Below are 24,158 nucleotides of genomic sequence, written 5' to 3'. Positions count from 1 at the left end.
CGGCGCGCAAGGCGCGCCGGCGCCAAGGGAAACCAAATGGAAAACACCGTTACCGCCGTCAAGAACAAGATCGAGGTCAAGAACCTGAACTTCTACTACGGCAAGTTCCATGCGATCCGCAATGTGAACATGTCGATCCAGGAGAAGAAGGTCACCGCCTTCATCGGCCCGTCGGGCTGCGGCAAGTCCACGCTGCTGCGCACGTTCAACCGCATGTTCGAGCTGTATCCCGGCCAGCGCGCCGAGGGCGAGATCATCCTGGACGGCGAAAACCTGTTGACCGCCAAGACCGACATCTCCCTGATCCGGGCCAAGGTCGGCATGGTGTTCCAGAAGCCCACGCCGTTCCCCATGAGCATCTACGACAACATCGCCTTCGGCGTGCGCCTGTTCGAGCGCTTGTCCAAGGGCGAGATGGACGAGCGCGTGGAATGGGCGCTGAGCAAGGCCGCGCTGTGGAACGAAGTGAAGGACAAGCTGCACCAGAACGGCAACAGCCTGTCGGGCGGCCAGCAGCAGCGCCTGTGCATCGCGCGCGGCGTCGCCATCAAGCCCGAGGTGCTGCTGCTGGACGAGCCGTGCTCCGCGCTGGACCCGATTTCCACCGCCAAGATCGAAGAACTGATCGCCGAACTGAAGAACGACTACACCGTCGTCATCGTGACGCACAACATGCAGCAGGCGGCCCGCTGCTCGGACTTCACCGCCTACATGTACCTGGGCGAGCTGATGGAATTCGGCCAGACCGACCAGATCTTCGTGAAGCCGTCGCGCAAGGAAACGGAAGACTACATCACGGGCCGCTTCGGCTGAGTGGCTGCGGACGTCCGCGGACCGGAAACGGCGCGCCCAGGCGCGCCGTTTGCATTTCAAATACAGGGTAGGCAGCCAGGTGACAGCCTGTGGGCGGGCCCCGGGCGGGACCGCCACGATGACGCTGGCGGGCCAGTATCTGGTATAGTTGCCACCCTTCGGGGCGTAGCGCAGCCTGGTAGCGCATCTGCTTTGGGAGCAGAGGGTCGCGAGTTCGAATCCCGCCGCCCCGACCAATAAAATCAAGGCCTTACAGAGATTGCTCTGTAAGGCCTTTGTTTTACCCTCTTGGCTGCGGCTTACGCTTCAGCGGTGCACTCGATTTCCAGCAGGAACAGCGGGTTGCCCATCGAGGCCTCGATCGTGGTGCGGGCCGGGTAGTTGCCGTCAGGGAAGTAGCTGCGGTAGATCTCGTTCATGCGGGCGAAATCGCTGGCGTTCTTCAGGATGACGTTGGCCTTCACGATTTTGTCCAGGCTCGATCCCGCCGCTTCCAGCAGGGCCTTCACGTTGGCCATCACCTGGTGCATCTGGGCATCGAAGTCGTTCTCGGCGATCTGGCGATCGTCGAAGAAGGCCGGTTGGCCCGACACGAACACGAACCCGTTCGAGCGCACTGCCGGCGACAGGGGCGCGAGAGGGGGCGTCACTTTGTCGGAACGAATGATTTCCTTGGCCATGATTGTCTCCTTAGAGGTAGTTTGGGGGCTGATTGCCCTGAACGTGGCGTTGCCGCGCCGTGGCGGCTACAGGTCGAGCACGAGGCGGTTCGATTTGGCCCCGGAGCAGCAAATCATCATGCGGTCGTTTTTCTGCCGCTCTTCCTTGCTGAGGATGAGATCGCGGTGATCGGGCGTGCCTTCGAGCACGCGGACTTCGCAGCTGCCGCAGACGCCTTCCATGCAGGAATACGGGACGTCGACGCCCAGTTTCATGATGGTGTCGAGTATGGTCGCGCCGGGCGGGACGGTGACGCACTTTTGGGTACGGTTCAGGACGATCTCGAATCCGCCTTCGACGGCGGGGGCCTCGACCGCGCTGAAGTATTCCGCGTGGACGCGTTCGGGCGCGAGATGAGCGGCGGCGGCCTCGAAATCCGCCAGCATGCCTTGCGGGCCGCAGCAATAGAAGTCGGCGTCCTTCCGGCTGTCGGCAATGAGTTGCCGCAAGTCGAGCGGAGGGCGGCCGTGCTGTTCCGCGGCGAAATAGAAGCGCACCCGGGGTTGCAGCGCCTGCAGGCGCGCGGCGAATGCGGCATGTTCGCGGTCGAGGGCGGCGTAGTGCAGTTCCCAGGAGCATCCGAGCTGTTCCAGTCGGCGAACCATGCTGTAGATCGGCGTGATGCCGATGCCGCCGGCGATCAGGACGGAGTGCCTGGCGTCTTCGCGCAGGCTGAAATTGTTGCGGGGGCCGCCGATGGCGATGTCCTGGCCGACCCGCAGTTCCGCGTGGATGTAGCGGGAGCCCCCGCGGCCTGAGGCTTCGTGCTTGACCGCGACGAGATAGCGGCCCTGGTCGCCAGGCGCGTTCACGGTGGAGTAGCTGCGCGTCAATCCGTTGGGCAGGTGGAGATCGATGTGGGCGCCGGGCTCGACGGCGGGAAACTGCTGCTCCCGGACGGGGCGGATATCCAGGAGATAGATGCCTTCGGCTTCCAGCGCGATCGAATGGATGCGCGCCTGGAGCTTGGCGGCCGATGCGGCCTGCGGCGGCGGGTTGCTCATAGCCATGGGAGCGTCTCCTGTTGCCTCGCTGAGAATCGTTGGGGAATGTTGCATGGGCGTGGCCGTAAGGCGTGATTGCCGGCGGTGCAGGCGCATGCCCGCACCGCCGTGGGGATCCGCGTTCCGGGGATCAGGTCGCGGTTGTCGACAGGGGCGTCATGTAGTCGGCATGCTGCTGCATGAATTCGTCGAAGTCGGCGATCGGCGACAGCTTGGCGATCCCGCGCACGCCATAGCTGTCGGCATTGGCCACCGCAGCGGGTTCAACGCCCTGATCCAGTTCCTTGACCAGGCGCATCAGCATGCGCCGCGCCGCCATGATGGGCAGGTCGGACTTGACCAGCCGTTCTTCGGAGCGGTCGACGATGCCGGCGTGGCCGGCCACGCTGAGCATCGATTCCTGGAGGGCGCGGTCCTGTTCGTTGACGCCGAGAATGCCGGTGAAACTGGTGGTCCGTTGCAGGTCTCGATCGATGAGGAAGTCGTTTTCGATGTTGGCCTGGGGCAGATAGGTGTCGATGACGTACCCATGCGGGAGCCGGAACGTGCCTTTGTCGGAACGGGGCGGGAAGCGTTCGCCGGCCGCCACTTCCGCCAGGGTTTCGGGGGGCAGGGGACCGTCGGGCGAATAGACGTAGCCGAAGCCGGTCGTCGTGTAGTCGTCGATCGGCACCCAGGCCCGGCCCGCCAGAATGGGGTCGTTGATGGAGCGCGGCACCGCGCTCCACATGGGCAGCATCCATTGCGTTACGCGCCAGAAGTACTGCCCTTCGTAATTGCGGCGCGAGCCGTACACGAAGCCGTAGTCGGTTTCCCTCACGGTGATCTGGGGCGCGCCATCCTGCGCCAGGCGTTGCCAGTCGGGCGAGTTCTTGGTGACGTTGACCCGGCTGTGCAGAAAGCTGATGTGCGAGGTATCGATCTCGCCTTCGGCGGCCTGCAGCCAGTTGCTCCGGTGCAGCCAGCGCGAACACTTGACCTGCTCGTCGGGCAGCGACACCCATTCCATGCCGGGCAGCGCGGGCTGGCGTTCCTTGGGGCCCATGTACACCCAGACCAGTCCGCCGCTTTCCTGGACCGGATAACTCTTGATGCTGGCCTTCTGCTTGAGCGCAATGAAGTTGTCCGGCGGGACGATGTTGGGGATATCCACGCATTCGCCGTTCACGTCGAATTTCCAGCCGTGATAGACGCAGCGCAGGCCGCATTCTTCATTGCGGCCGAAGTACAGCGGCGCGCGCCGGTGGGGGCAATAGGCGTCCACGATGCCGACCCGGCCTTGGGTGTCGCGAAAGGCGATGAGGTCTTCACAGAGGATGCGGATGCGCACTGGCGCGCAGTCGGGGGCCGGCAGTTCGTCGCTGGTCAGCGCGGGCAGCCAGAAGCGGCGGAACAAGTTACCCATCGGCGTGCCGGGACCGACGGCCGTCAGGATGCGATAAGGGTCTTCGTGCTGGGTCATGACTTATCCTTGGGTTGGCGCAATGAAGGGGGCCCGGGAGTCATCGGGCCGGCGAGCAGGGGATGTCCTGCGGGGGGATGGAGATTTCGCGTCCGGTTCTCGACGATTCCAGGATGGCGAGCGAGGCCAGGACGGTATTGCGGCCGAAGGCGGCATCGCGCAGCGCCGGCTGGGCGCCGGCGATGGCGTCGTAAAGCTCGTCTATGGTGTCGCCCTGGCCATAGGCTCCCCGCCCGGCGTGGGCGGGCACGTCGCGCGGGCCATCGTTGCCATAGACGGTGACGCCGTCCGGGTTGGGGCGCAGGTCGCCCCGTTCGCAGGTGGCGATGAAGATGCCGAAATGCGGTTGCTTGCGGCTGTCTTCCGTTGCCGCATAGCTTTGCGCCACCGGGCCTCCATAACCCAGGCGCTGTGTCTTCAGGGCTGCTTCCTGCTCGGCGGAGAGTCCGGCGAGGAGCTTGCGCGAATTGCCGTGCTTCGGCTGCTTGGGGCGCCCGCTTTCGGCGATCCAGAACTGCAGTTCGTCGCTGTCGAAATGGTCGTAGCCGCTGTAGACGAGGGTGGCGAAGACGCCATTGGACAGCGTGACGAAGGCGGCGCAATGGCCTTCGGTCGGCCGCCGGGCGTCCAGTTGACCCGCCGCCGCGCGCACCGAGACGATGGTGGCGTCGGCGATGATCTTGATCATGTCCAGCTGATGCGGCAGCTGGCTGAAGAGAATGCCGCCGCCCTGCGCCGTGTCGAGCTCTTCGGGACGGCGAGGCCGATAGAGGTAGTCCGTGTAGTTCCAGGCGTTGATCATCGCCAGGCGCCCGACCTCGCCGCTCTGGACGATGTCGCGCATGGTCTTTACGACGGGATCGTGGCTGCGCGAGGTGCCGACGACGAGTTGGACCCGGCAGCGCGCGGCGGCCTCGACCATTTTCCGGGCGTCTTCGTCGTTCAGCGTCAGCGGCTTCTCGACGATGATGTGCTTGCCGCGCTCGGCGGCCAGGACGACGTGCTCGCAGTGGTATTGATGGGGCGAGGCCACGTAGACGGCATCGAGCTCCGTGCCGTCGAGCATTGCTGCCAGATTCTCGTACGTCGGAATTCCGTAGTCCTTGCCGAAGGCGGCGCGGGTCTCGGGATTGGGATCGCAAGCCGCGACGATCGCCGCTTTCGGGTGCTGCTTCATGGCGGGAGCCATGAGCACGGAACCGGCGAACCCCAGTCCGCAGATGCCAAAGCGTAGTCGTTCCATCGAGTAGTCACTCCTGTGCAAGCGCGGTGGGGAGAGGCGCCTTCCGCCCGCGGGGTTTGCGGTGTCCGTTGATCGATCCAGGCTCGCCTCGGTGACGACGGGCGCCGGATCTTTCAACCAAAGTATACTAAATGGAGATTAAGTATACTTTGATTGAAGCGGCCGTCAAGGTGTTTTGCTTACCAGGCGACGGCGTCGGCTTCGCGGCGCAGATCCGCGGCGGCCTCCAGCACGCCTTGCGGGTGCAGGCGAACGGCCTTTATCGAGCCGAAATAGAAGGGGTGCAGGGAATCTGTCACTACGCCGATTCCGGCGGCGCGCAGGCGCTCTACCACGATGGGGGAAAAGCCGGGTTCGCACATGATCTGGCCGTCGCGCGCGATGCTCCAGCGCGGCGCGTCGATGGCTTCGGGCAATCGCATGCCGTCGATCATTGCGTTCGAAATGCACTGCACGCCGGTGGTGGTCTGGCTGACGCCGCCGGGTGAAACGGCGAACAGCACCGGCCTGCCGCGATGGCAGACCAGATAGGGATTGAGGGTGTGCACAGGGCGCTTGCCGGGGGCCAGGCAGTTATGCCGCGCCGGATCTAGGCTGAATTCGCTCAGCCGATTGTTCATCAGCACGCCCGTGGCAGGGTCGACGCAACCGCTGCCGAAAGGTTGGAAGACGCTCTGCAGCATCGCCAGCCCGTTTCCCTCGCGATCGACCAGGACGATGCCCGCGGTATCGCCGGGGTCGTCCGGACGCTGGGGCGGCAATTCGCCGCCAGCCCCGAGTTCCTGCCAGGGCCAGGACGCATCCGGGTCGGCAATGCGATCGTGCAAGGCGGGCAGGATGGCGCGCGCCTGAAGGATCTGCGCCAGGAGCCTGGAATCGCGGCCCTGGTCGAAGCCATCGCGCAGGCGTTGCAGCTGGGCCAGCATGAGGGGGCCCACGGAGTTGGGCGGCATGACCGTGGCGCTGAACGGGCCGTAGTCCTGATGGATGGGCTCGCGCCAATCGGCGGTGATGCGTTGCAGATCGTCCGCCAGCAACAGGCCGCCGGTCTCGCTGGCAAAGCGGCAGAGCGCCTCGGCCACCGGCCCCATGTAGAAGCCCGCTTCGCCTTGCCCGGCAATGCGGTCCAGTGTTACGCCTAGCGCCGCCTGGCGCCAGGGGGCGCCGGCCTCGCGGTCCGCCCGGCCGATCCGGAAAGCCGCGTCGAAACCCGGTTGCTGACGCACCTGGGGATTGGCCAGATGCAGGTTGCGCGCCAGCTCGCTGGAGAAGGGAGCGCCGTCGGCCGCCAGGTCGATGGCGGGTTGCAACAGCGTCGACCAGGGCAGTCGGCCGTGGCGGCGATAGGCCTGGGCCCACAGGCGCACCAGGCCGGGCGTCATCCAGCTGCGCGGTCCCCGGGCGTCGATGGCGCCGTCGAAGCGGGCGGGCGTGGCCTGCGCCGGCGCGATGCCCGAGCCGTTGAGGGCCTGGGTGCGGCCGCTGGCGGCATCGTGGATCAGCATCATGCCGCAGCCACCCAGCGAGGTCGCGTGCGGGAGCACGACAGTGAGCACGGCGGAGGCCGAGATCATGGCGTCCACCAGGCTGCCGCCGCGCTCCAGTTGCGTGGCCGCGGCGCGCGTCGCGAGGTGGTGGCCCGTGGCGACGCCGAAGCGCTGGCCGTAGCGGCTGGCCCGCGGGCGAAGCGGCCCGCTCATGACAGCCTCCGTGATGGGTTGGCGCCGCCGGGCGGCGGCGCGTGAGTCTTGGCCAGGCGGGTATCGGGGACGGCCGGGCCGGCGGCCCGGGTAGCATCGCGGGCGGATGCGAAGGAGCCGTGGGGCACGGTGTTTCCCTGTGAAGCGAGGTTCAGGCGCGTTCGCGCAGGATGCGCAGCTGCGTGGCGGCGCCGGAGGTCAGCAAGGCATGGATGGAGAACTCGTCGCGCAGGCGCTCGGGGTTCATCTCGATCAGCGCGGCGCGCTCATCGGGGTTGAGCGCGTAGCCGTCGCACCAGGCGGCGGGGTCGGCCAGGTAGCGGCGGGCGGCGTCGGGATCGCTGCGCAGTCGATACAGGGCCTCGACCAGGGGAACGCGCTGTGGCGAAAGCTCCGGGTAGATCAGGGCCTCGGGCTGCCGGTCTTCCGTCAGGTCCCACGCCATGACGCTGTAGGTGTGATGCCACGACGGTTCGAAGGTGGCCATGAAGGGCTTCCGATTGCCCATTGCGCCGGCGGCGATCAAGGGGGCGCGCAGCTCCAGGTTGCCGCTGCGGTCCAGCGCCTGTTCGTCCAGCGCCAGCAGGCCGGTGAGATTGCCGGCGCGCATTTGCTCATACAGTTGGCGGTCCGTGTCCACGTCGGGGTGGGAGTAGTGCTCGGTGCCCGGATAATGCGACAGCCCGCCGCTGGCGATCAGCAAGGCGCGCCGCCCCATGCGCGACACCGCGCGCGCCAGCGCCTGGCCGAAGGCATGGCAGCGCAACGCGGACGGCTGCGGCGGGATGTAGGCGTTGACGAAGATCGGCGTCATCGGCACGTCGCGGCCGAAACCCATGAATTCGTACGGGATGGTGAACGCCGTGGGCAGCTTGGCCGACAGGGTATAGGCGAGATCGAAGCTCTCCTCTTCCATCGCCCGCACCAGCCGATAGCCCATGGATGGATCCAGCGTCCACTCGCCGCGGTGCTTGTGCATGCCGTCGGCGCTCGCGGCGGCATGCAGGCAGAACGCGGGGACCGAATGCGTCACGAAGTGGTCGCCGTGGTCGTTCGCAAGCACGATGATGCAATCGGGCTGCAGGGCCCGCAGGCGTTGTCCTGCCTGCTCCATGGACAGGCGCACGCGCCGGACCTGCTCCAGGTCTTCGGTGTCCGGTTGCGACAGGAACTGAGGGGCGTGAGGAACGCAGGCTACGCCCACGATGCCTGGGGTGAGGGGGGGATGCATGGGGATTACCTCGATGGGGAAGTCTGCGGCCGCTGTGTCATTGGTCCACGGTGACGTGGCCGGCCTTGATGATGGAGATCCACTTTTCGCTGTCGGCCCGCATGCGGTCTGCCAGCTGCTGCGGGGTACCTCCCGTGGGAATGAGGCCCAGCTCCAGGAATCGCTTCTGGATTTCCGGTTTGGAAAGAATGCGGTTTACCGACGCATTCAACTGGTCGACGACGCCGTCGGGCGTAGCGGCGGGCGCCATCAGCACGAACCAGCTGGCCATGTCCGTGGCGGGCAGGCCGAAGTCTTTCAGCGTAGGCACGTCGGGGAGCGTGGGGAAGCGGGTCGGTCCGGCGATTGCCAGCAAGCGCACGCGCTGGCTGGCGATCTGCGCCTGGGCAGGCGCCAGGTTCTCGAAGGAATAGTCCACGTCGCCGCTGGCCAGCGCGACCACCGCCGGGCCGCTGCCCTTGTAGGGGATATGGACGCCTTTCAGGCCCGCGACCTGGTTGAACCATTCGCCGGCCAGGTGCAGGGTGCTCGCCGTGCCGGCCGAACCGAAGGAAAGCCGGTTGTTGTTCGAGAGCGGGCCGGCGGCGGCCAGGAAATCCTTGACGTTCTTGGCCGGCACATTGGCGCCCGCCACCAGGAAGGCGGGCACGTCGACCAGGCCGATGACCGGGCGCAGCGAGCGCGCGGCGTCGTAGTTGAGATTCTTGTAGAGGTAGGCGTTGTTGACCACCGATGTCGAGGCCAGCAGCAGGGTGTAGCCGTCGGCCGGCGCGTTGATCACGAAGCGCGTGGCGATCTGCGTGCTGCCGCCCGGCTTGTTCTCGACGATGAAGGGTTGCTGGTATTCATCGTTCAACTGCTGCGCGACCAGGCGCGCGACGATGTCGGAGCCGCCGCCGGCGGCAAAAGGCACCACGATGGTGACGGGACGCGACGGGTAGGACGCCGCATTGGCGACACCCAGGGCACTGGCCAGGAGCCCTGTCGCACAGGCTGCGCGAAGGAAACAGGCTAGTTTGCTGGACTTGCTGGACTTGGTGATGTTCACACTGTCTCCTTGTATATACGAATTGGCCACTACATATACGAAATCATTAAATAGTATACGAAGTGAAAAAAGGATATATGTGGCGTGGTAGCATGTCAAGTGGAATCTGGCCTCGTTGCGCCAGCTAATTTTGGGGAATTGCATGGCACTTGCAGAACGCCTGCGCTCTGCTTCAGACAGCGCGGAAAACCACGCGTCACGTCCTGGCGGCGTCTATGAAACGCTCTTTGAACAGATCGTGACGGGCGAGCTACGCGCAGGGGAACGTCTGTTGATCGACGACCTTGCGGAGCGGTTCGGCGTCAGCAAGATCCCGGTGCGCGAAGCCTTGAAAGCCCTGGAGGCCAAGGGCTGGGTCGAATCGGCGCCGCGCCGCGGCACCTATGTGCGAGGCCTGTCGGTCGCCGAGTTGCACGAGCTCTTCGAACTGCGCCAGATCGTCGAGCCGGAAATCACGGCGATGGCCGCCCATCGGCGCCGCAGCAACCACCTGCAGCAATTGCTGGCGCTGGTGGAGGAAGGGGAGCGGGCGGTCGAGCGCAACGATTTCGTGTGCTGCTCGCGGGTCAACTCGCAATTCCATACCTTGATCGCGCAGGCCGCTGACAATGCGCTGGCGTTCTCGGTCATCCAGGAACTGGAATTTCGGCTGTGCCGTTACTTCTTCGTGGCGGAATGGGACGAGCGCAAGGAGTCGATCCACCAGCACCAGCAGCTCTATGAAGCTATCCGCGACCAGAATGCCGACGAGGCCCGGCGCCTGACGATTGCACATCTGAAGCACACCGAGGCGATGGCGACCCGTTCGATCGCCGCTTTGCCGCCCACCGAGTGGGCGAAGTAGCGCCGAGCGAAACGGGGTTGTCGATCCCGGCCGGGTGCTTGCCTGGCCGGATGAAAAAAGGCCGACATTGCGTCGGCCTTTTGCTGCGGCTTACGCTTCAGCGGTGCACTCGATTTCCAGCAGGAACAACGGGTTGCCCATCGAGGCCTCGATGGTGGTGCGGGCCGGGTAGTTGCCGTCAGGGAAGTAGCTGCGGTAGATCTCGTTCATGCGGGCGAAATCGCTGGCGTTCTTCAGGATGACGTTGGCCTTCACGATTTTGTCCAGGCTCGATCCCGCCGCTTCCAGCAGGGCCTTCACGTTGGCCATCACCTGGTGCATCTGGGCATCGAAGTCGTTCTCGGCGATCTGGCGATCGTCGAAGAAGGCCGGTTGGCCCGACACGAACACGAACCCGTTCGAGCGCACTGCGGGGGACAGGGGCGCGAGAGGGGGCGTCACTTTATCGGAACGAATGATTTCCTTGGCCATGATTATCTCCTTGGGGAATGGATAGTTGGGGTGCTGCTTGTCTTGAACGCGGCGCTATTGCGCCGTGGCGCCGGATTTCTTCACCATTTCCGAAGCATTGGCGATCTCGGCCTTGATGTGGCGCGAGAACTCCTCCGGCGTCGTGCCCAGCGGCACCAGGCCCTGCTCCGCCAGCTGCGCGCGCACGTCCGGCAAGGCGAGGATGCGAGTGAATTGGACGCTGAGTGTCTTGACGACCTCGTCCGGCGTGCCGGCGGGCGCGACCAGCCCATACCAGGAGTTGGACTTGAAGCCGTCCAGTCCGGCCTCCTTGAAGGTCGGCACGTCGGGGGCGGTGTTCAGGCGTTGATCGTTGACGACCGCGATCGCGCGCAGCTTGCCCGAGGCGATATGCGGCAGGACGTCCGGCACGTTGGCGAACATCATGTCCACGTGGCCGCCCAGCAGATCCGTGAGCGCGGCCGCCTGGCCCTTGTACGGGATGTGCAGCACGTCGATGTCGGCCTGCTTCTTCAGCATTTCGATCGCGATGTGGCTGGAGGTGCCGCTGCCGAAAGAGCCGAACGTGACTTTGCCCGGCTGCGCCTTCGCGCGGGCGATGACATCCTGCAGCGTTTTCACGGGCACGTCGGGGTTCGCGACCAGGATATGGGGCGTATACGCCAGGTAGGATACCGGCGCGAAATCCTTCTCCGTGTCGTAGCGCAAATCGGTGTGCAGGCTGGGGTTGATCGCGAAGCTGTTCGCCACCATCCCCAGCACGTAGCCGTCGGGCTGCGCTCGCGCGACGCGTTCGGTGCCGATCACGGTGCCGCCGCCCGGCTTGTTGTCGACGATCACCGATTGCTTGAGGTTGTCGCCGAGTTTTTGGCTCAGGGTCCGGGCCAGGTTGTCGAGCGTGCCGCCGGCGGGGAAGGGGACGACGATGGTGATGGGTTTGCTCGGATACGCTTGCGCGAAGCTGGCGGCAGGCGCCAGCATCAAGGAAGAGAAAGCGATCAGGGCGGTGCGAAGTATTTTCATGCGCATGGCGACATCCTTACTTGATCTGGACTACAAGTTCACCGATAGACTCGATGCGAGCCTTCACGACATCGCCGGCCTCCAGCGAGCGGGGCGGATTCAGCGAGAGCGCGACCCCCGACGGCGTGCCGGTCGCAATGATGTCGCCCGGTTCCAGCGTCATGCCCTGTGAGAGGGTCGCGATGATCGCGGAGACGTCGAACAGCATGTCGGAAGTGTTCGCCGATTGGCGGATTTCCCCGTTGACGTCGAGCTCCAGGCTCAGGTCGTTGGGATTGGGAATCGCGCGCGCCAGGGTGATGACCGGCCCGATCGGGCAGGTGCCGTCCAGCGACTTGCCCTTGAACCACTGCCCATGCAGCGCCTGCAGGTCGCGCGCCGTGATGTCGTTCACGATGGTGTAGCCGAACACGTGGTCGCGGGCATTTTCGGCGCTGATGTCGCGCCCCGCCTTGCCGATCACGATGCCCAGTTCGATCTCATAGTCCAGCAGCTTGGTGTGCTGCGCATGCCGGCTGACGTCGGCTTTGTGGCCGACGACCGCGGTAGGGGGCTTGCTGAAGAGTTCCAGCGCCTTGGGGAAATCGTCGGCGGGACGCCCGCGGGCGAGATTGCCTTCGACGATATGGGCGCGATAGTTGCGCCCGACGCAAAAGATGTTCTTGCGCGGCCGGGGAATCGGCGCCAGGAATTCAAGCTGCCCGGCGTCGAGGGGCGCAGGGCTGGCGGTGGCGGCGGCCTGCTCCAGGATCCGGTCCAGGGCGTCGATGGCGCGATCGCCCATGTCGATGACGTCGGCCACCTGGACGGGCGCGGCCAACTCTGACAGCGGATGTGGCAGAAGCGTCCACGCCTCGGTGAGATCGATCACCTTGGAATCATCGATCAGCGCGCCCAGGCGCGTCGAGCGCCCGTGGACGAATGTAAGCAGTCTCATCTTTACCGGTCCTTCGGTTCGTTGGTTTGGTTATTCATGGAAACGTGGTTCAGGAGTTCTTCAACGTGACTGCGAGCGATACGTTCGGCCTCGCGCGCGTCCCGCTTTTCGATGGCGTCAATGAGCGCCAAGTGTTCGCTGAGAGACTGGCGAGCGCGGCTGAGCCGCTTGATCGTTTTGGTTTTGAGCATGTCGCGGTGGCCGAACAGCTCCCACACTTTTTCCAGCAGTTTGTTGGACGCCAACTGGATCAAGGCCGCGTGAAAATCGACGTTCGCCGCCGAGTACTCGTCGATGAGCACATCCAGGTTTTCATCATTGAACGGCGCGAAAATTTTCCGCAGCGCGTCGACATCTCGCTGTGACGCATTCATCGCGGCCTCTCGCGAGGCAAACCCTTCCAGTTCGACACGCAGCTTCAGCCACTCCACGTACTGCTCGTGCGTCAGGGGGGAAAGCAGTGCGCCACGATGCCGCTCCATTTTCAGGAGGCCTTCCTGCCCCAGCCGGAGCAGTGCCTCCCGGACCGGCGTGCGGCTGACGCCCAGCTTTCGGGCCAACTCTTCCTCGCGCACTCTGACCGGTTCGCTGATGTCGCGGACCAGGGAAAGAACGTGCGCACGCACGGCGCGATAGACGTGGTCCGCGGAATCGGGGGAGTCGAGCATGATCAAGATGAAATTATTCCTAACGAGTTATGCATGCGATTCTATAGAATCGTATGCAATTTAACAATCTCGTATTCGGGTCTTAATTTCGACGTGACCGGTGTTGACGTCCGATATGGCGGGCGCGGCTATGGCCCTAGGGCTTTCGTCATCGATACCCTGATGGCCATCGAGGTTCTGGAAGGCGGCCATCCGCGAGGAGTGTCACGCTTTGCCGCCGATCGAGTGGGGAGTTCATTGAGTCGCGCATCCACGGAAGGTGCGGAGGCGAAATGGGGCGGGCACGCTCGTATAGCCGCTCATGCCTGGGCAGCAGAGCGGGGGCTATGCGCCGGACGCCGCTCCCCTTTGCAATGCCGCCGTGCTTGGGATGTCAATTCTGGGCTTTCAGGCCTGCTTCGTTGATCAGACCTCCCCACCGCTTGCGTTCCTGTGCAAGCAATTCGGCCAATTCCGCGGGGCTGGAACCCTTGGCCGCGGCACCTAGTTCGGCTATTTTCGATTCGACTTCCTTGTCGGCCAAGGCCTCGTTCAGCGCTGCGTTCATCTGCGCGATCACGTTGGCAGGCGTCTTGGCGGGCGCCATCAGCATGTACCACGTGTGCACCTCAAGGTCGATCCCCGACTCCTTGAAAGTCGGCACCGAAGAGAGCACGGGCAGCCGCGCTGAAGACGTCGTGGCAATGCCTTTCAGCTGGCCCGTTTTGATCTGCTGCGCCACGGCAATCGGACTGACGATGACGACGTCCAGGTGGCCGGCCATCGTGTCGGTCACGGCGGGCGCCCCTCCCTTGTAGGGAACAGCCTGCAGGCTTCCTCCTATCTTTCGATTCAGAAGTTCGCCGGCGAGGTGGCCCGTCGACCCCACACCGGAGGTGCCAAAAGAGACCGTGCCCTTCTTCGCGGCATCGATGAATTGCTGCACCCCGTCAGCCGGGAAGTCCTTGCGCGCGGCGAAGACGAGCGCCTCGCCGGCGATCAGGCTCACCGGAGCCAGATCCTTTTCCGGGCTGTATTGCAGCTTGGGATATAAAAACTCGGCATTGACCTGATCGCCGGAAACGCCCAGCAGGAAGGTGTACCCATCCCCCGCAGATCGCGCGACGTAAGAGGATCCGATCGTCCCGCCGGCTCCCGGCCGGTTTTCGACGACGACCGTAGTATGGAGCCGCCTGCCGAGATCCTGGCTCAGAATACGCGCCAAGGTGTCCGTGCTGCCGCCCGCCGCCCAAGGCACGATCAATGTGACGGGGCGCTCTGGCCAGGCGCCAGCCGCGGCCGTGGCCATGGTCATCGAAGAACAGGACAGCCCCAATGCCAGGGCCGCGAATACTTTCCGGAACATGTTTTCCCCTTGATATACGTTTCTGCCTGCGCATCGCATGGCGTGGGTCAGAATCTAGCTGATAGGGTGAGCCGCGCCTACATCGTCGTCACGACTTTCCACTGTCCGAAATTTCGATGGCCGCCGAGCCGCGCTTGCCGAGATTGGCCGAGATCTCGCGCGAAACGTCCCGCAGGGGTTCGAGGTATCGCCGAATGGCGTCTTGCACCTGCAAGGCGGACGAGATCCACGTCATGCCGATTGCGGCGGCAACCCTGCCGTCGTCATAGACCGGCACCGCGAGCGTCGAGGAGATCGGGCGAATGCCTGGCGCCCTGAGGGAATAACCCAGCGCGGCGACCTGATCGAGCTCCGCGGCGAACGTTGCTCCATCCTTGGCGGGCGCATCCTCCGGATCGGTGGAGCCCTCCAGAATTTTCAGGATCGTCGCGCGATCTTGCGGACTGCAGGCCGCGAGATAGACGCGGCCCAGAGCGCGGCTCGCCAGGCTCAAGCGCATGTTTATCGTGGACTGATGCAGCGACAAAGGGGAGTGGGGAATGGTGCTGTAACGCACCACCATTGCGTCATGATCGAATACCGCCAGCGCGACGGGCCATCGATGTTCCTCGGTGAACGCATCCAGGGGACCCGCCCCGGCGTCGACCAGGCGGGGCGTTCCGTGATAGCCGGAACAAAGGGAGGTGACCTCCGAAGCCAGCATGTACGCGCCATATTGCGGAGCGTGGCGGACGATGTTGCGCGACGCCAGCGTCTGCATCAGGCGCACGATGGTCGGCTTTGGCATTCCGGTTGCCTGGTAGAGCCAATGGATGGAGCAGACCGGCTGGCGGTTCATCGCCTGTAGCAGCTCGATGACCCGAATGGCGGCATTGACTGGCTGAACGGATGCCATGGCTGGTCCCTCCCCCTGGTTCAACGTGAGAACGCGGACAAAATACGGGCGCACGCTGCCCGCAGATCGGCGTCGTGCGTGGCAATGGAAATGCGGAACCAGCCCGGCGACCCGAACGCTTCCCCAGCAATCACCGCGACGCCATGGTCCAGCAGGAAGTCATCCACTGGCCGCCCGCCGAGCACTTCGGTGTCGCGGACGCGGACAAATACATAGAATGCGCCGCTGGGCCGGACCACATCGAGCGCCGGGGACGCCGCCAGCAGGCCGCACACCAAGTCGCGGCGCTGCTCATAGATGGCGGCCCGCTGCGCCAGGATCGCCGGATCCATCTGCAAGGCGGCCTGCGCCGCGGCCTGACTGACCGCGCTGGCCCCTCCGGTCACATGGGACTGCAACTTGGTCATGGCCGCGATGACGGCGCGCGGCCCTCCCGCATACCCGATTCTCCAGCCGGTCATGCCGAATGCCTTGGATACGCCGTTGACCACAAGCGTGCGCTCGCGCATCTCGGGCGTGATCGCTCCGAAGGAAATGAACGCCGAGCCATCGAACCGGATGTGCTCATAAATTTCATCGGACATCACCAGAATGTCCGGGTAACGCTCCAGCACTTTTGCAAGCGCGGCGTATTGCTCCCGGCTTGCGCTCGCTCCGCTGGGGTTGTTTGGGTAGTTCAACATGAGCCATCGCGTCCGAGGCGTGATCGCCGCTTCAAGCTGCGCCGCCGTGGGCACAAGGCCATGCTCCGGGCTGGCTTCGATGAAGACCGGGGTGGCGCCGGCCATCCGGGCGATGCTCGGGTAAGACACCCAATACGGGGCGACGATGATGACTTCGTCGCCTGGATTCAGCGTCGCGATCAGCGCGTCGTAAATCACCTGCTTGGCGCCGGTTCCCACCAGGATCTCCGCGCTCGGATCATAGACGAGGGCGTTTTCCTGCTGGAACTTCCGCGCGATCGCCTGGCGTAGCCCTACCGTTCCGGACACGGGCGTGTACTTCGTCTGCCCGTCGCGCGCCGCGGCGAACGCCGCCTCGATCACTTCCGGCGGCGTGGCGAAATCGGGTTCGCCCACCGTCACCGCAACGATGTCGTGACCGGCGGCCTTCAAATCGCGGGCCCGTTGTCCGGCAGCAATGCTCTGCGACGCGGGCACCCCCGCAAGCAGATGGGATTGAATGGTATGGACCATGGTCTTTCATCGTTCCTAGAGTTGGTTTACGCAAAATTATCATAAAAACGAACAAATGGGCGTTTTTAGTGCTTTCCGATTTCGTGTTACGGGATCAACTTATTGATTTATAGAAAAAAATGCGAAAAATTGAGGCTCATGATGGAGGAAAATAGTGCCCATAAAGGCTAGAAAAAGTAGACGAGACTCGCCTAGAATCGCCAAAGTAAATTCCGAACTGAACATTTGTTCGTTTTTTTGGAGATGACCATGGGTCACTATTCGCTAGGTGTCGACATCGGCGGCACCTTCACCGACATCGTCTTGTTGGACGTGCAGTCCGGCGACCACTTCAGCCATAAGGAACTGACGACGCCAGACCAGCCGGAACTGGGCGTCCTGCGAGGCGTACGGATTCTGCTCAAGCGGTGCGCCGTGCAGCCGCAGCAAGTCGTGCGAGTCGTCCACGCCACCACGTTGTTCACGAATGCCCTCATCGAGCGGCGCGGCGCTGTCACGGGCATGATCACGACCGAAGGTTTTCGCGATGTGCTGGAAATCGGCCGCGAGCGCCGCTATGACCTGTACGACAACTTCCTCGATCTCATCGAGCCTCTCGTGCCACGCGAACTCCGACTGGAAGTCGCCGAGCGCACGGAACCCGATGGATCCATATCCCGCCCCCTGGATCAAGGCCAACTCCTGGCGGCCGGGCAAAAGCTCAAGACGCTCGGCGTGGAGTCCATCGCCGTCGCCTTCCTGCACTCCTATTGCAATCCGGAGCATGAAACCGCCGCGGTCCAGATGCTCCAGGCGCAACTGCCCGGCATCGCCATTTCGAGTTCCGCCGCCGTCGTCGCCGAAATCCGGGAATACGAGCGGTTCTCCACCACGGTCGCCAACGCCTACGTCAAACCGCTGGCCGACCGCTACATCTCGTCCCTGGAGGACAGCCTTCGGCAAGAGGGCATCACGGCGCCGCTTTTCCTCATGCAATCGAACGGCGGACTCGTGCATACCAAAGAAGCGAAGCGCCTGCCGGTCCAGTTGCTCGAATCCGGGCCCGCCGCCGGCGCCTTGGTTGCCGCGCAATTCGGCCGGGATGTTTCCGAAACGAAAATCCTGGCGTTCGACATGGGCGGGACCACTGCGAAACTCAGCGTGATCGAGGACGGCGAGCCGCTGGTGGCCTACACATTCGAAGCCGCCCGTCAGAAGCGATTCCGCACGGGCAGCGGCCTGCCCATCAAGATTTCCACGATCGAACTGATCGAAATCGGCGCGGGTGGCGGCAGCATTGCCCACGTGGATCACCTGGGTTTGCTCAAGGTCGGCCCGCGCAGCGCCGGCTCGCAGCCTGGTCCGGCGTGCTATCAGAAAGGCGGCGAGCATCCGACGGTGACCGACGCGAACTTGTGCCTGGGTTACCTGAATCCGGACACGTTTGCCGGCGGCACGATGAAGATCAGCGAAGCCGCTGCCCAAAAGGCCCTCGCCACGGTCGCCAAGACACTCGATATGAATGCGGCGTCGTGCGTGCCCGGCGTCACCGACGTCGTGAACGAGAACATGGCCGCCGCCGCCCGCGTCCATATCGCCGAGCGTGGAGGGGATGCTCGTGAGTATTCTCTGCTCGTCACGGGAGGTGGAGGCCCGCTGCACGGTTACAGCGTCGCCAAGAAGCTGCGCCTTCGCCGCATGCTGTGCCCGCCGTCGGCGGGCGTGGCTTCCGCTTTGGGTCTACTGATCGCGCCGCCCAAGGTCACCCGCGTGACGACATTCTCGAACCGTCTCAGCCAGATCAAGATCGATACGCTCGAACACGCCTACCGGGAGCTGGAAGCATCGGCCATGCAGACCCTCAAGGAAAGCGGCGCATCGAGCACGGCGCTCGTCACCCGTCGGTACGCGGATCTCCGATTCGTCGGCCAAGGCTTCGAATTGGTTACCGAGCTGCCCGCGGGCCCCTACGGGGACTCGACCCCCGACCGGATCCGGGAGCTGTTCGCAGATGAGTACAAACGCGTTTTCGCGATCACTCCCCCCGTCAATGACATAGAGATCGTGAATGTGCGAATCGACGTGTCGGGTGCGGCCGATACCAAACTCGGAAAACAGCGGGACGAGGCCGCGACCGAATCCACGATGCCGGTACGCCGGAAGGCTTATTGCCCCGACCTGGCCAAAACGGTCGACATGCCTGTGCATCAGCGCGCCAATCTGGTTGCGGGCGCGACGGTTGCGGGCCCCGCCATCGTTGAGGAGTCCGTGTCCACCCTCATCGTTGGCAGCCATGGCAGCTTCGAACTACTTGAAAACGGCATCATCGCCGTGGAACTGAATACTGGAGACCGTGCATGAAATTCGATCCCATCACCCTTGAGATTCTGTGGCAGCGCTTGGTATCCGCCGCGGACGAAGCCGGTGCCGCCCTGTTGCGCTCTTCGTTTTCCACCATCGTCCGCGAATCCTATGACTTCGCGTGCATCGTCACCGACACGAAAGGCAGGTCGATTGCCCAGGCCTCGGAGAGCATCCCCTCGTTCATCGGCACGCTTCCCAGGACCGTCAAGCATTTCCTGGCGCACTTCCCGGTCGAGACCTTGAAAGCGGGCGACATCCTCATCACCAACGACCCCTGGATGGGGACGGGCCATCTCCCCGACCTCTCCCTGGCGAAACCCATGTTCGCCGAGGGGCGCTTCATCGGCATGGTGGCCACCACCGCGCACGCCCCCGACATGGGCGGCAAGACCGGCTCCGCCGACGTCCGCGACATCTTCGAGGAGGGCTTGCAAGTCCCGATGATGAAACTGATGGATGCGGGCGTCGCCAACGAAACCCTTATTGCCATGATCCGCAAGAACACGCGGGTCCCGGACCAGGTGATCGGAGACCTTTGGGCCCAGATCGCCGCCCTGCAACTGCTCGAACAGCGCTCCGTCGAGTTGGCGCGAGAGAACCGGTTCGAGACGCTCGACGAACTGGCCGACGAGATCATCGGCCGCACGGAACGGGCGATGCGCGATGCGATCGCGAAGTTTCCGGACGGGCAGTACGAGTACTCGCTCCAGGCCGATGGCCTGAGAGAACCGCTGACGCTGAAGGTCGCGATCGACGTCGACGGCGAGCGCATCAAGGTCGACTATGCGGGCTCTTCCAATCAGGTCGACCGCGGCATCAACGTTGCCCTCTGCTACACCGCCTCGCAAACGGCGTACGCGCTGAAATGCCTGTTGTCGCCGGACCTCCCCAACAACGAAGGGGCCCTGTTGCCCATCGAAGTCACAGCGCCCGAAGGCTCGATCCTCAACCATACTTATCCGCAATCGGGACAGAGTCGCACGCTGGTGGGCCACTTCCTGCCGTTCCTGATTTTCGGCGCATTCGAGACAGCGGCGCCGCACCTCATCATGTCGGGTGCCGGCTCTCCGCTGTGGAGCATGCAGGTCACCGGCCAGGACGACGGCGGACGCACTTTCGTGAACAAGATTTTCTTCAATGGCGGCGTCGGCGCTATGCACAATCGGGATGGCTACGCCTGCCTGAGCTGGCCGAGCAACGTATCGAACGTGCCCATCGAGATGACCGAGCAACAGTCGCCGCTGCGCTACGAATTCAAACGCCTGCGCGGCGGATCCGGCGGCGACGGCGAATACCGGGGCGGCTTGGGCCAGGAGGTCCAGCTGCGGCACGCCGGCGAGCGTCCCGTCGTCATCGGCTTCCATGCCGAACGCACCCAAACGCCGGCGCCGGGCGTCTGCGGCGGTCGGCACGGCAGTACCGGCGTGCTGCAGATCAACGGACGCGCGCTCACCCCCGCAGAGCAGAAGCGGCAACATCGCGTTGAGCCGGGCGACGTCGTCTATCTTGCGACACCGGGCGGAGGGGGGTTTGGAGACCCCGAAAAACGGAATCCGGAACGCCGGCGCAAGGATGAAGTGATAGGATATCTGGCCTGATCAGGCCGCCTGGAACCGCGTCGGCCCGCGCCGACGCGGTTTTCCTCACTGCGCACCTCAATACATGACTCAAGAGCAGAAGAAAACGATAGCGGCCGCCCGGCGGCCTCGCTCAAAGAAAAAACGCGACGAGATTCTGGCGCGAACGGAAGACGACCAGGTCGGTGTTCAGGCCTTTGAGCGCGGACTGGACGTGATCCGCGCATTCGCCAGTGAACAGCGGCCTCTCACCCTGTCCGAGATCGCCGAAATCACCAAGCAACCGCGAGCCTCCACCCGCCGTCTGCTGGGGTCCCTGGTGCGGCTCAAATATGCCGCGACGGATGGCCTGACGTTCCGGTTGATGCCGTCAGTCATGGAGCTCGGGTACGCCTACCTGTCGTCCAGCCAATTCTGGGACCGCGTGCAGCCGTACATGCAGGAAGTCATGTCGGAGCTGAACGAAAGCTCATCTGTCGGCGTACTGGACCTGCCCGACGTCGTGTACGTCGCTCGGGCGCAAGCGCGGCGGATCGTGCAGAACATGGCCATTGGCGTCGGGAGCCGGGTGCCGGCCGCGGTCTCGGCAATGGGGCGCCTGCTGCTCGCCTACGAGCCTCGCCACGTGGTGGAAGCGTATCTGCAAGAGCGGCCGCTTCAGGCGTTTACGGAAAAGACCATCGTCGACCGCGATGCCTTCTACGCCGCCTTGGACAAAGGACGCGAGCAGGGCTGGATATTGGTGGACGAAGAGTTGGAGATCGGCTTGCGTTCATTGGCCGTCCCCTTGCGGGACCGCTCGGGGAAGGTCATCGCAGCCATGAATGTAGGCGCAGTCTCCGCCCGCGCATCCGCAGAACAAATGATCTCGAAATTCCTGCCGGTGCTTCGGGAAGCGGCCAACAAGGCGAATCACGCCTTGTCTTTTGGCTGATTCCGCTCAAGGCGTGGCAACGCAGGCAGGCAAGGGGTAGTCTTCCGCGTTGCATACCATTCCCGGCCGGGTCGAGAAGTCCAGCCGCGGGGGCGAGAAAATGTCCAGCAGCCAGGCCTCCCCATCATTGATGTTCCGGCTCGTATGGATGACTTGCGGCGGAATGACCAGCATCGAAGGGCTGCCCACCTCGCGATGCTCATCCTCGCGCCATTCGCTCAGATTCTTGCCCCACGGATAGCGCAGATGATGTTTCCACGTGCCCAGCAACGCGAAGGACCCCTGCTCGAAATCCATATGCGAATGGGGGCTGAGCTTGGTCGTGTCGCGTGGTGCCGACCGCGGCAACATGATATTGAGCATCAGGTTGCAACTGCGGAAGATGCGCATATTGCTGTCGGGGCGGACATGGGCGGCGACGTCATAGGTTCGCAGCCGATAGCCGTCGGCCGGTTCTGGCCAGGCCATCAGCGGCGCGACGTTGGGCGCGCTCGTTGAGTAGGCGTCCGCGTTGGCCGCCCGAGCCGCCAGATCGGCCGCGCGCGACGAGAACAGCAGGAAAACGGTGCTGGGCTCCGTCAGGATCAGTTCGCTGGGCCCCGGCGGCACGATCGCCAATCGGCCCGTCGCCAGCGCGGCCGACGAATCCGCGGTCTCGATCGACCCCGCGCCATTGATCACGAATACCATGTATTCGTCGGTTTGCCTCGCGTCCCGGGCCAGGCGCGCGCCCGGAAGGGCTTGCACGTAACAGGCGACGAAGTTGGCGCCGCGGGCGATCCATTCCTTGAGCAGGGGCTCGTCGGTTTGCGGCGGGATAGCGGAAAAATCCTTCAGCGAGGGGGTTCCCAAAGTCATTGCAATCTCCGTGATGAAAGGCTTCGGCCTCACGCGCGCATGAGCGCGCGGGCTGCCTGTTTGAGGAGGGACTGATCCGATCCATGCAGGAACCAGCTCGCCCCGAGATCGCTGTAGCGGTGTCTTTCCTCCAGGCTGCTGGCGACCACGCCAACGCGTTTTCCCTGCGCCACGCCTGCCGCGATAGCGTGCTCCGTGGCTTTCAAGACATCAGGGTGTTGACTGTCCGCAAGCCCCATGGACAACGCCAGGTCCGCCCTGCCCACGAAGATGCCGTCGACCCCTTGCGTGGCGGCAATCGCCCGGGCGTTGTCGACCGCCTCTATGCTCTCGATCTGGCACATGATCTGCACGTGCTCGGCGTCCTCAATGGCCGCCAGCATGCCCTTTTCCCCATAACCGGATGACCGCGATCCCCCGCTGTAGCCGCGTACGCCAGCTTTGTAGCGACAGCGGCCCACCACGATGCTCGCATCTTCCGGCGTATCCACATGGGGCACGAGAACGCCCGTCGCCCCTAGGTCCAGCGAGCGCAGAAGCGTCGAAGGCTGGTAGTCGGGAACCCGGACAAAAAGAGGCAGGCCGGCCGCCTTGCCGGCAATCAGCATCGCGTCCAGCGTGCCGAAATCGAACGGCGCGTGTTCCGCGTCCAGCACGGCGAAATCCAGTCCCGCCACCGCGAGGATCTCAACGATATGTGCGCTTGGCGTCTTGATGAATGTGCCGACTTCGACTCTCGAATGGCCGTCGCTCCCGCGTGAAATTGTCATGGGTAGTCCCTGTCGTCGCTGTTGATCGCTGGATGATGGGCCGAGCGGAAGTGGCGGGCAAGCTCAACGCTGAAGCTTTTCGTCAGCCGAAACGTTGCCAGGGGACTAGTGCGTGCTTCGCCGCGCGACCAAGTACATAAGGGAGTAAGCCGTGGAGATGGCGAACCTTGCCACGATCCAAGTCCGCCCCGGGGCCTTGTCCCAATCGGGCAATGTCAACAACTCGTTCCCAATTTCGCGTGCCTGGATGCGGCCGGCTTGCCGGCGCTATTGACATGGGCGTGACGATTGCATCATCCATGTTGAGCGGGGCTGGCGCCACGGAATACAGTGGCGAGGCGAGACAAGGGAATTCCCTTGATCGGGCTTGATTTGTCGAGGCCCTTCAGTATTATTTCCGTAGCGTTTCACCATAAGCTCCACCGCTGGCCTTGCCGTCGACAGTGGTGGCAGAGAGGTGGACACGACGTGAAGCCCATGAAGGTATCGAGTGCCAGTTTCTGCGGGATCGCCTGCGAGACAGGGCAGGGCAAGGCGGGCCCTCTCTGCGACTACGCGGGCTAAGCACGAACAATCCCAAAACATCCCCGCACGCGTGCACGCGTAGACCCTTGGCCTCGGCTAAAGGAATGGCAGCCTTGTCAGTGATCGATCACCCGAAAATGGACGAGCCGGATCAGTAAAGTGAGATTCTCAATCGCAATATTGCGAAGGGGGCGAAAATGCTTGAACTGTGCAAAGGCTGCTATCGCGAGTATGTATACCCAGGGGGAGTCTGCCAGCGTTGTCACACCTTTAAACCGAACAAAAAGCCGGACTGGATAAAGTCACGCAGTGCAGAGGAAAGGTCGGGCGATGTCTTATCTGGCCTTTCTTTTCTCATTGGCGTGGCAGCATTTCTGTATGTCTGGTCTGTCTCGGATAATTTGCTCCTCGGCGCAATTTCAGCGCTTGTCGGCTGGCGGTTTGCTGAATCGAAATTGGGACAAACGTTATTGCGATTTCTGCTGTTCTTCGCGGGGCTGGGCATCGCATGGTTCTTCTTCGAGCTCTCAAAGACCTACAGATAAATCTTG

At 63.7% G+C, this 24,158-nt stretch carries 22 protein-coding genes and 1 tRNA gene; 7 read left to right on the top strand and 16 right to left on the bottom strand.

Annotated features, from left to right (window positions below):
• Nucleotides 1-36: 36 nt before the first annotated feature.
• Nucleotides 37-813, top strand: a complete 777-nt coding sequence (gene pstB / locus ADE01S_RS17070; RefSeq protein ID WP_062682922.1) for a phosphate ABC transporter ATP-binding protein PstB — start codon at nt 37-39, stop codon at nt 811-813.
• A gap of 159 nt (nt 814-972) precedes the next feature.
• Nucleotides 973-1,049 (top strand) — tRNA-Pro (locus tag ADE01S_RS17065).
• 63 nt (nt 1,050-1,112) lie between these two features.
• Here the strand turns inward: ADE01S_RS17065 and ADE01S_RS17060 are convergent.
• The 7 genes from ADE01S_RS17060 to ADE01S_RS17030 form a co-directional block, all read right to left on the bottom strand.
• Entirely contained in the window at nt 1,113-1,493 is a 381-nt protein-coding gene (locus ADE01S_RS17060; RefSeq protein WP_062682914.1) for a RidA family protein, read from the bottom strand.
• A gap of 66 nt (nt 1,494-1,559) precedes the next feature.
• Nucleotides 1,560-2,543, bottom strand: a complete 984-nt coding sequence (locus tag ADE01S_RS17055; RefSeq protein ID WP_062682921.1) for a PDR/VanB family oxidoreductase — start codon at nt 2,541-2,543, stop codon at nt 1,560-1,562.
• Nucleotides 2,544-2,667: 124 nt separating this feature from the next.
• Nucleotides 2,668-3,999, bottom strand: a complete 1,332-nt coding sequence (locus ADE01S_RS17050; RefSeq protein WP_062682920.1) for a Rieske 2Fe-2S domain-containing protein — start codon at nt 3,997-3,999, stop codon at nt 2,668-2,670.
• 40 nt (nt 4,000-4,039) lie between these two features.
• Complete coding sequence (locus tag ADE01S_RS17045) at nt 4,040-5,242, bottom strand: Gfo/Idh/MocA family protein (protein ID WP_062682919.1); 1,203 nt, start codon at nt 5,240-5,242, stop codon at nt 4,040-4,042.
• A 179-nt stretch (nt 5,243-5,421) separates the two neighbouring features.
• Nucleotides 5,422-6,942 (bottom strand): gamma-glutamyltransferase family protein, encoded by a 1,521-nt coding sequence (locus ADE01S_RS17040; RefSeq protein WP_062682918.1) that lies wholly within the window; start codon nt 6,940-6,942, stop codon nt 5,422-5,424.
• 151 nt (nt 6,943-7,093) lie between these two features.
• The gene (locus ADE01S_RS17035; RefSeq protein WP_082775828.1) at nt 7,094-8,173 is read right to left on the bottom strand and encodes a DODA-type extradiol aromatic ring-opening family dioxygenase; all 1,080 of its coding nucleotides are present in this window, start codon (nt 8,171-8,173) and stop codon (nt 7,094-7,096) included.
• A 37-nt stretch (nt 8,174-8,210) separates the two neighbouring features.
• The gene (locus ADE01S_RS17030) at nt 8,211-9,221 is read right to left on the bottom strand and encodes a Bug family tripartite tricarboxylate transporter substrate binding protein (RefSeq protein WP_062682916.1); all 1,011 of its coding nucleotides are present in this window, start codon (nt 9,219-9,221) and stop codon (nt 8,211-8,213) included.
• A 142-nt stretch (nt 9,222-9,363) separates the two neighbouring features.
• Here ADE01S_RS17030 and ADE01S_RS17025 point away from each other — a divergent pair, with 142 nt between their 5' ends.
• Entirely contained in the window at nt 9,364-10,065 is a 702-nt protein-coding gene (locus tag ADE01S_RS17025; protein ID WP_075873368.1) for a GntR family transcriptional regulator, read from the top strand.
• A 90-nt stretch (nt 10,066-10,155) separates the two neighbouring features.
• On the opposite strand, the gene ADE01S_RS17020 is transcribed toward ADE01S_RS17025, so the two are convergent.
• The 7 genes from ADE01S_RS17020 to ADE01S_RS16990 all read right to left on the bottom strand — a co-directional run bounded on the left by ADE01S_RS17020 (nt 10,156) and on the right by ADE01S_RS16990 (nt 16,600).
• Complete coding sequence (locus ADE01S_RS17020; RefSeq protein WP_062682914.1) at nt 10,156-10,536, bottom strand: RidA family protein; 381 nt, start codon at nt 10,534-10,536, stop codon at nt 10,156-10,158.
• A gap of 54 nt (nt 10,537-10,590) precedes the next feature.
• A complete protein-coding gene (locus ADE01S_RS17015) occupies nt 10,591-11,559 on the bottom strand; it encodes a Bug family tripartite tricarboxylate transporter substrate binding protein (protein ID WP_075873372.1) in 969 nt (322 codons plus the stop codon).
• Nucleotides 11,560-11,575: 16 nt separating this feature from the next.
• On the bottom strand, nt 11,576-12,496 hold the full coding sequence (locus tag ADE01S_RS17010) for a fumarylacetoacetate hydrolase family protein (protein ID WP_062682912.1): 921 nt from the start codon (nt 12,494-12,496) through the stop codon (nt 11,576-11,578).
• A gap of 2 nt (nt 12,497-12,498) precedes the next feature.
• Nucleotides 12,499-13,164 (bottom strand): GntR family transcriptional regulator, encoded by a 666-nt coding sequence (locus ADE01S_RS17005; protein ID WP_062682956.1) that lies wholly within the window; start codon nt 13,162-13,164, stop codon nt 12,499-12,501.
• Nucleotides 13,165-13,537: 373 nt separating this feature from the next.
• Nucleotides 13,538-14,509, bottom strand: coding sequence for a Bug family tripartite tricarboxylate transporter substrate binding protein (locus ADE01S_RS17000; RefSeq protein WP_062682911.1), 972 nt, complete (start codon nt 14,507-14,509; stop codon nt 13,538-13,540).
• Nucleotides 14,510-14,597: 88 nt separating this feature from the next.
• Nucleotides 14,598-15,404, bottom strand: coding sequence for a DNA-binding transcriptional regulator (locus tag ADE01S_RS16995; RefSeq protein WP_062682910.1), 807 nt, complete (start codon nt 15,402-15,404; stop codon nt 14,598-14,600).
• 20 nt (nt 15,405-15,424) lie between these two features.
• On the bottom strand, nt 15,425-16,600 hold the full coding sequence (locus tag ADE01S_RS16990) for a pyridoxal phosphate-dependent aminotransferase (RefSeq protein WP_062682909.1): 1,176 nt from the start codon (nt 16,598-16,600) through the stop codon (nt 15,425-15,427).
• A 249-nt stretch (nt 16,601-16,849) separates the two neighbouring features.
• Here ADE01S_RS16990 and ADE01S_RS16985 point away from each other — a divergent pair, with 249 nt between their 5' ends.
• The 3 genes from ADE01S_RS16985 (at nt 16,850) to ADE01S_RS16975 (ending at nt 21,454) form a co-directional block, all read left to right on the top strand.
• Nucleotides 16,850-18,940 carry a hydantoinase/oxoprolinase family protein gene (locus ADE01S_RS16985; RefSeq protein ID WP_062682908.1) on the top strand — a complete coding sequence of 697 codons (2,091 nt, stop codon included), beginning with the start codon at nt 16,850-16,852 and terminating at the stop codon, nt 18,938-18,940.
• On the top strand, nt 18,937-20,541 hold the full coding sequence (locus tag ADE01S_RS16980) for a hydantoinase B/oxoprolinase family protein (protein ID WP_062682907.1): 1,605 nt from the start codon (nt 18,937-18,939) through the stop codon (nt 20,539-20,541). The genes ADE01S_RS16985 and ADE01S_RS16980 overlap by 4 nt, the downstream gene beginning before the upstream one ends.
• Before the next feature lie 64 nt (nt 20,542-20,605).
• Entirely contained in the window at nt 20,606-21,454 is an 849-nt protein-coding gene (locus tag ADE01S_RS16975) for an IclR family transcriptional regulator domain-containing protein (protein WP_062682906.1), read from the top strand.
• Nucleotides 21,455-21,460: 6 nt separating this feature from the next.
• On the opposite strand, the gene ADE01S_RS16970 is transcribed toward ADE01S_RS16975, so the two are convergent.
• Complete coding sequence (locus ADE01S_RS16970) at nt 21,461-22,312, bottom strand: cupin domain-containing protein (protein WP_062682905.1); 852 nt, start codon at nt 22,310-22,312, stop codon at nt 21,461-21,463.
• Between the two features lie 29 nt (nt 22,313-22,341).
• Nucleotides 22,342-23,082, bottom strand: a complete 741-nt coding sequence (locus tag ADE01S_RS16965; RefSeq protein WP_062682904.1) for an HpcH/HpaI aldolase family protein — start codon at nt 23,080-23,082, stop codon at nt 22,342-22,344.
• 722 nt (nt 23,083-23,804) lie between these two features.
• On the opposite strand from ADE01S_RS16965, the gene ADE01S_RS31600 reads away from it, so the two are divergent.
• Nucleotides 23,805-24,152: a hypothetical protein gene (locus ADE01S_RS31600; RefSeq protein WP_131828737.1), complete on the top strand. Its 348-nt coding sequence runs from the start codon at nt 23,805-23,807 to the stop codon at nt 24,150-24,152.
• The last annotated feature ends 6 nt before the right edge of the window (nt 24,153-24,158 follow it).

It is taken from the genome of Achromobacter denitrificans NBRC 15125 (genome assembly GCF_001571365.1).
Taxonomy (GTDB): Bacteria; Pseudomonadota; Gammaproteobacteria; order Burkholderiales; family Burkholderiaceae_B; genus Achromobacter; species Achromobacter denitrificans.
The sequence above is the reverse complement of the archived record's forward strand: the minus strand, read 5'-3'. Positions and strand labels throughout refer to the sequence as shown.

Coding starts and splice junctions, on each gene's coding strand:
- pstB (WP_062682922.1), top strand. CDS start 37: ATGGAAAACACCGTTACCGCCGTCAAGAACAAGATCGAGGTCAAGAAC.
- ADE01S_RS17060 (WP_062682914.1), bottom strand. CDS start 1,493: ATGGCCAAGGAAATCATTCGTTCCGACAAAGTGACGCCCCCTCTCGCG.
- ADE01S_RS17055 (WP_062682921.1), bottom strand. CDS start 2,543: ATGGCTATGAGCAACCCGCCGCCGCAGGCCGCATCGGCCGCCAAGCTC.
- ADE01S_RS17050 (WP_062682920.1), bottom strand. CDS start 3,999: ATGACCCAGCACGAAGACCCTTATCGCATCCTGACGGCCGTCGGTCCC.
- ADE01S_RS17045 (WP_062682919.1), bottom strand. CDS start 5,242: ATGGAACGACTACGCTTTGGCATCTGCGGACTGGGGTTCGCCGGTTCC.
- ADE01S_RS17040 (WP_062682918.1), bottom strand. CDS start 6,942: ATGAGCGGGCCGCTTCGCCCGCGGGCCAGCCGCTACGGCCAGCGCTTC.
- ADE01S_RS17035 (WP_082775828.1), bottom strand. CDS start 8,173: ATGCATCCCCCCCTCACCCCAGGCATCGTGGGCGTAGCCTGCGTTCCT.
- ADE01S_RS17025 (WP_075873368.1), top strand. CDS start 9,364: ATGGCACTTGCAGAACGCCTGCGCTCTGCTTCAGACAGCGCGGAAAAC.
- ADE01S_RS17020 (WP_062682914.1), bottom strand. CDS start 10,536: ATGGCCAAGGAAATCATTCGTTCCGATAAAGTGACGCCCCCTCTCGCG.
- ADE01S_RS17015 (WP_075873372.1), bottom strand. CDS start 11,559: ATGAAAATACTTCGCACCGCCCTGATCGCTTTCTCTTCCTTGATGCTG.
- ADE01S_RS17010 (WP_062682912.1), bottom strand. CDS start 12,496: ATGAGACTGCTTACATTCGTCCACGGGCGCTCGACGCGCCTGGGCGCG.
- ADE01S_RS17005 (WP_062682956.1), bottom strand. CDS start 13,164: ATGCTCGACTCCCCCGATTCCGCGGACCACGTCTATCGCGCCGTGCGT.
- ADE01S_RS17000 (WP_062682911.1), bottom strand. CDS start 14,509: ATGTTCCGGAAAGTATTCGCGGCCCTGGCATTGGGGCTGTCCTGTTCT.
- ADE01S_RS16995 (WP_062682910.1), bottom strand. CDS start 15,404: ATGGCATCCGTTCAGCCAGTCAATGCCGCCATTCGGGTCATCGAGCTG.
- ADE01S_RS16990 (WP_062682909.1), bottom strand. CDS start 16,600: ATGGTCCATACCATTCAATCCCATCTGCTTGCGGGGGTGCCCGCGTCG.
- ADE01S_RS16985 (WP_062682908.1), top strand. CDS start 16,850: ATGGGTCACTATTCGCTAGGTGTCGACATCGGCGGCACCTTCACCGAC.
- ADE01S_RS16980 (WP_062682907.1), top strand. CDS start 18,937: ATGAAATTCGATCCCATCACCCTTGAGATTCTGTGGCAGCGCTTGGTA.
- ADE01S_RS16975 (WP_062682906.1), top strand. CDS start 20,606: ATGACTCAAGAGCAGAAGAAAACGATAGCGGCCGCCCGGCGGCCTCGC.
- ADE01S_RS16970 (WP_062682905.1), bottom strand. CDS start 22,312: ATGACTTTGGGAACCCCCTCGCTGAAGGATTTTTCCGCTATCCCGCCG.
- ADE01S_RS16965 (WP_062682904.1), bottom strand. CDS start 23,082: ATGACAATTTCACGCGGGAGCGACGGCCATTCGAGAGTCGAAGTCGGC.
- ADE01S_RS31600 (WP_131828737.1), top strand. CDS start 23,805: ATGCTTGAACTGTGCAAAGGCTGCTATCGCGAGTATGTATACCCAGGG.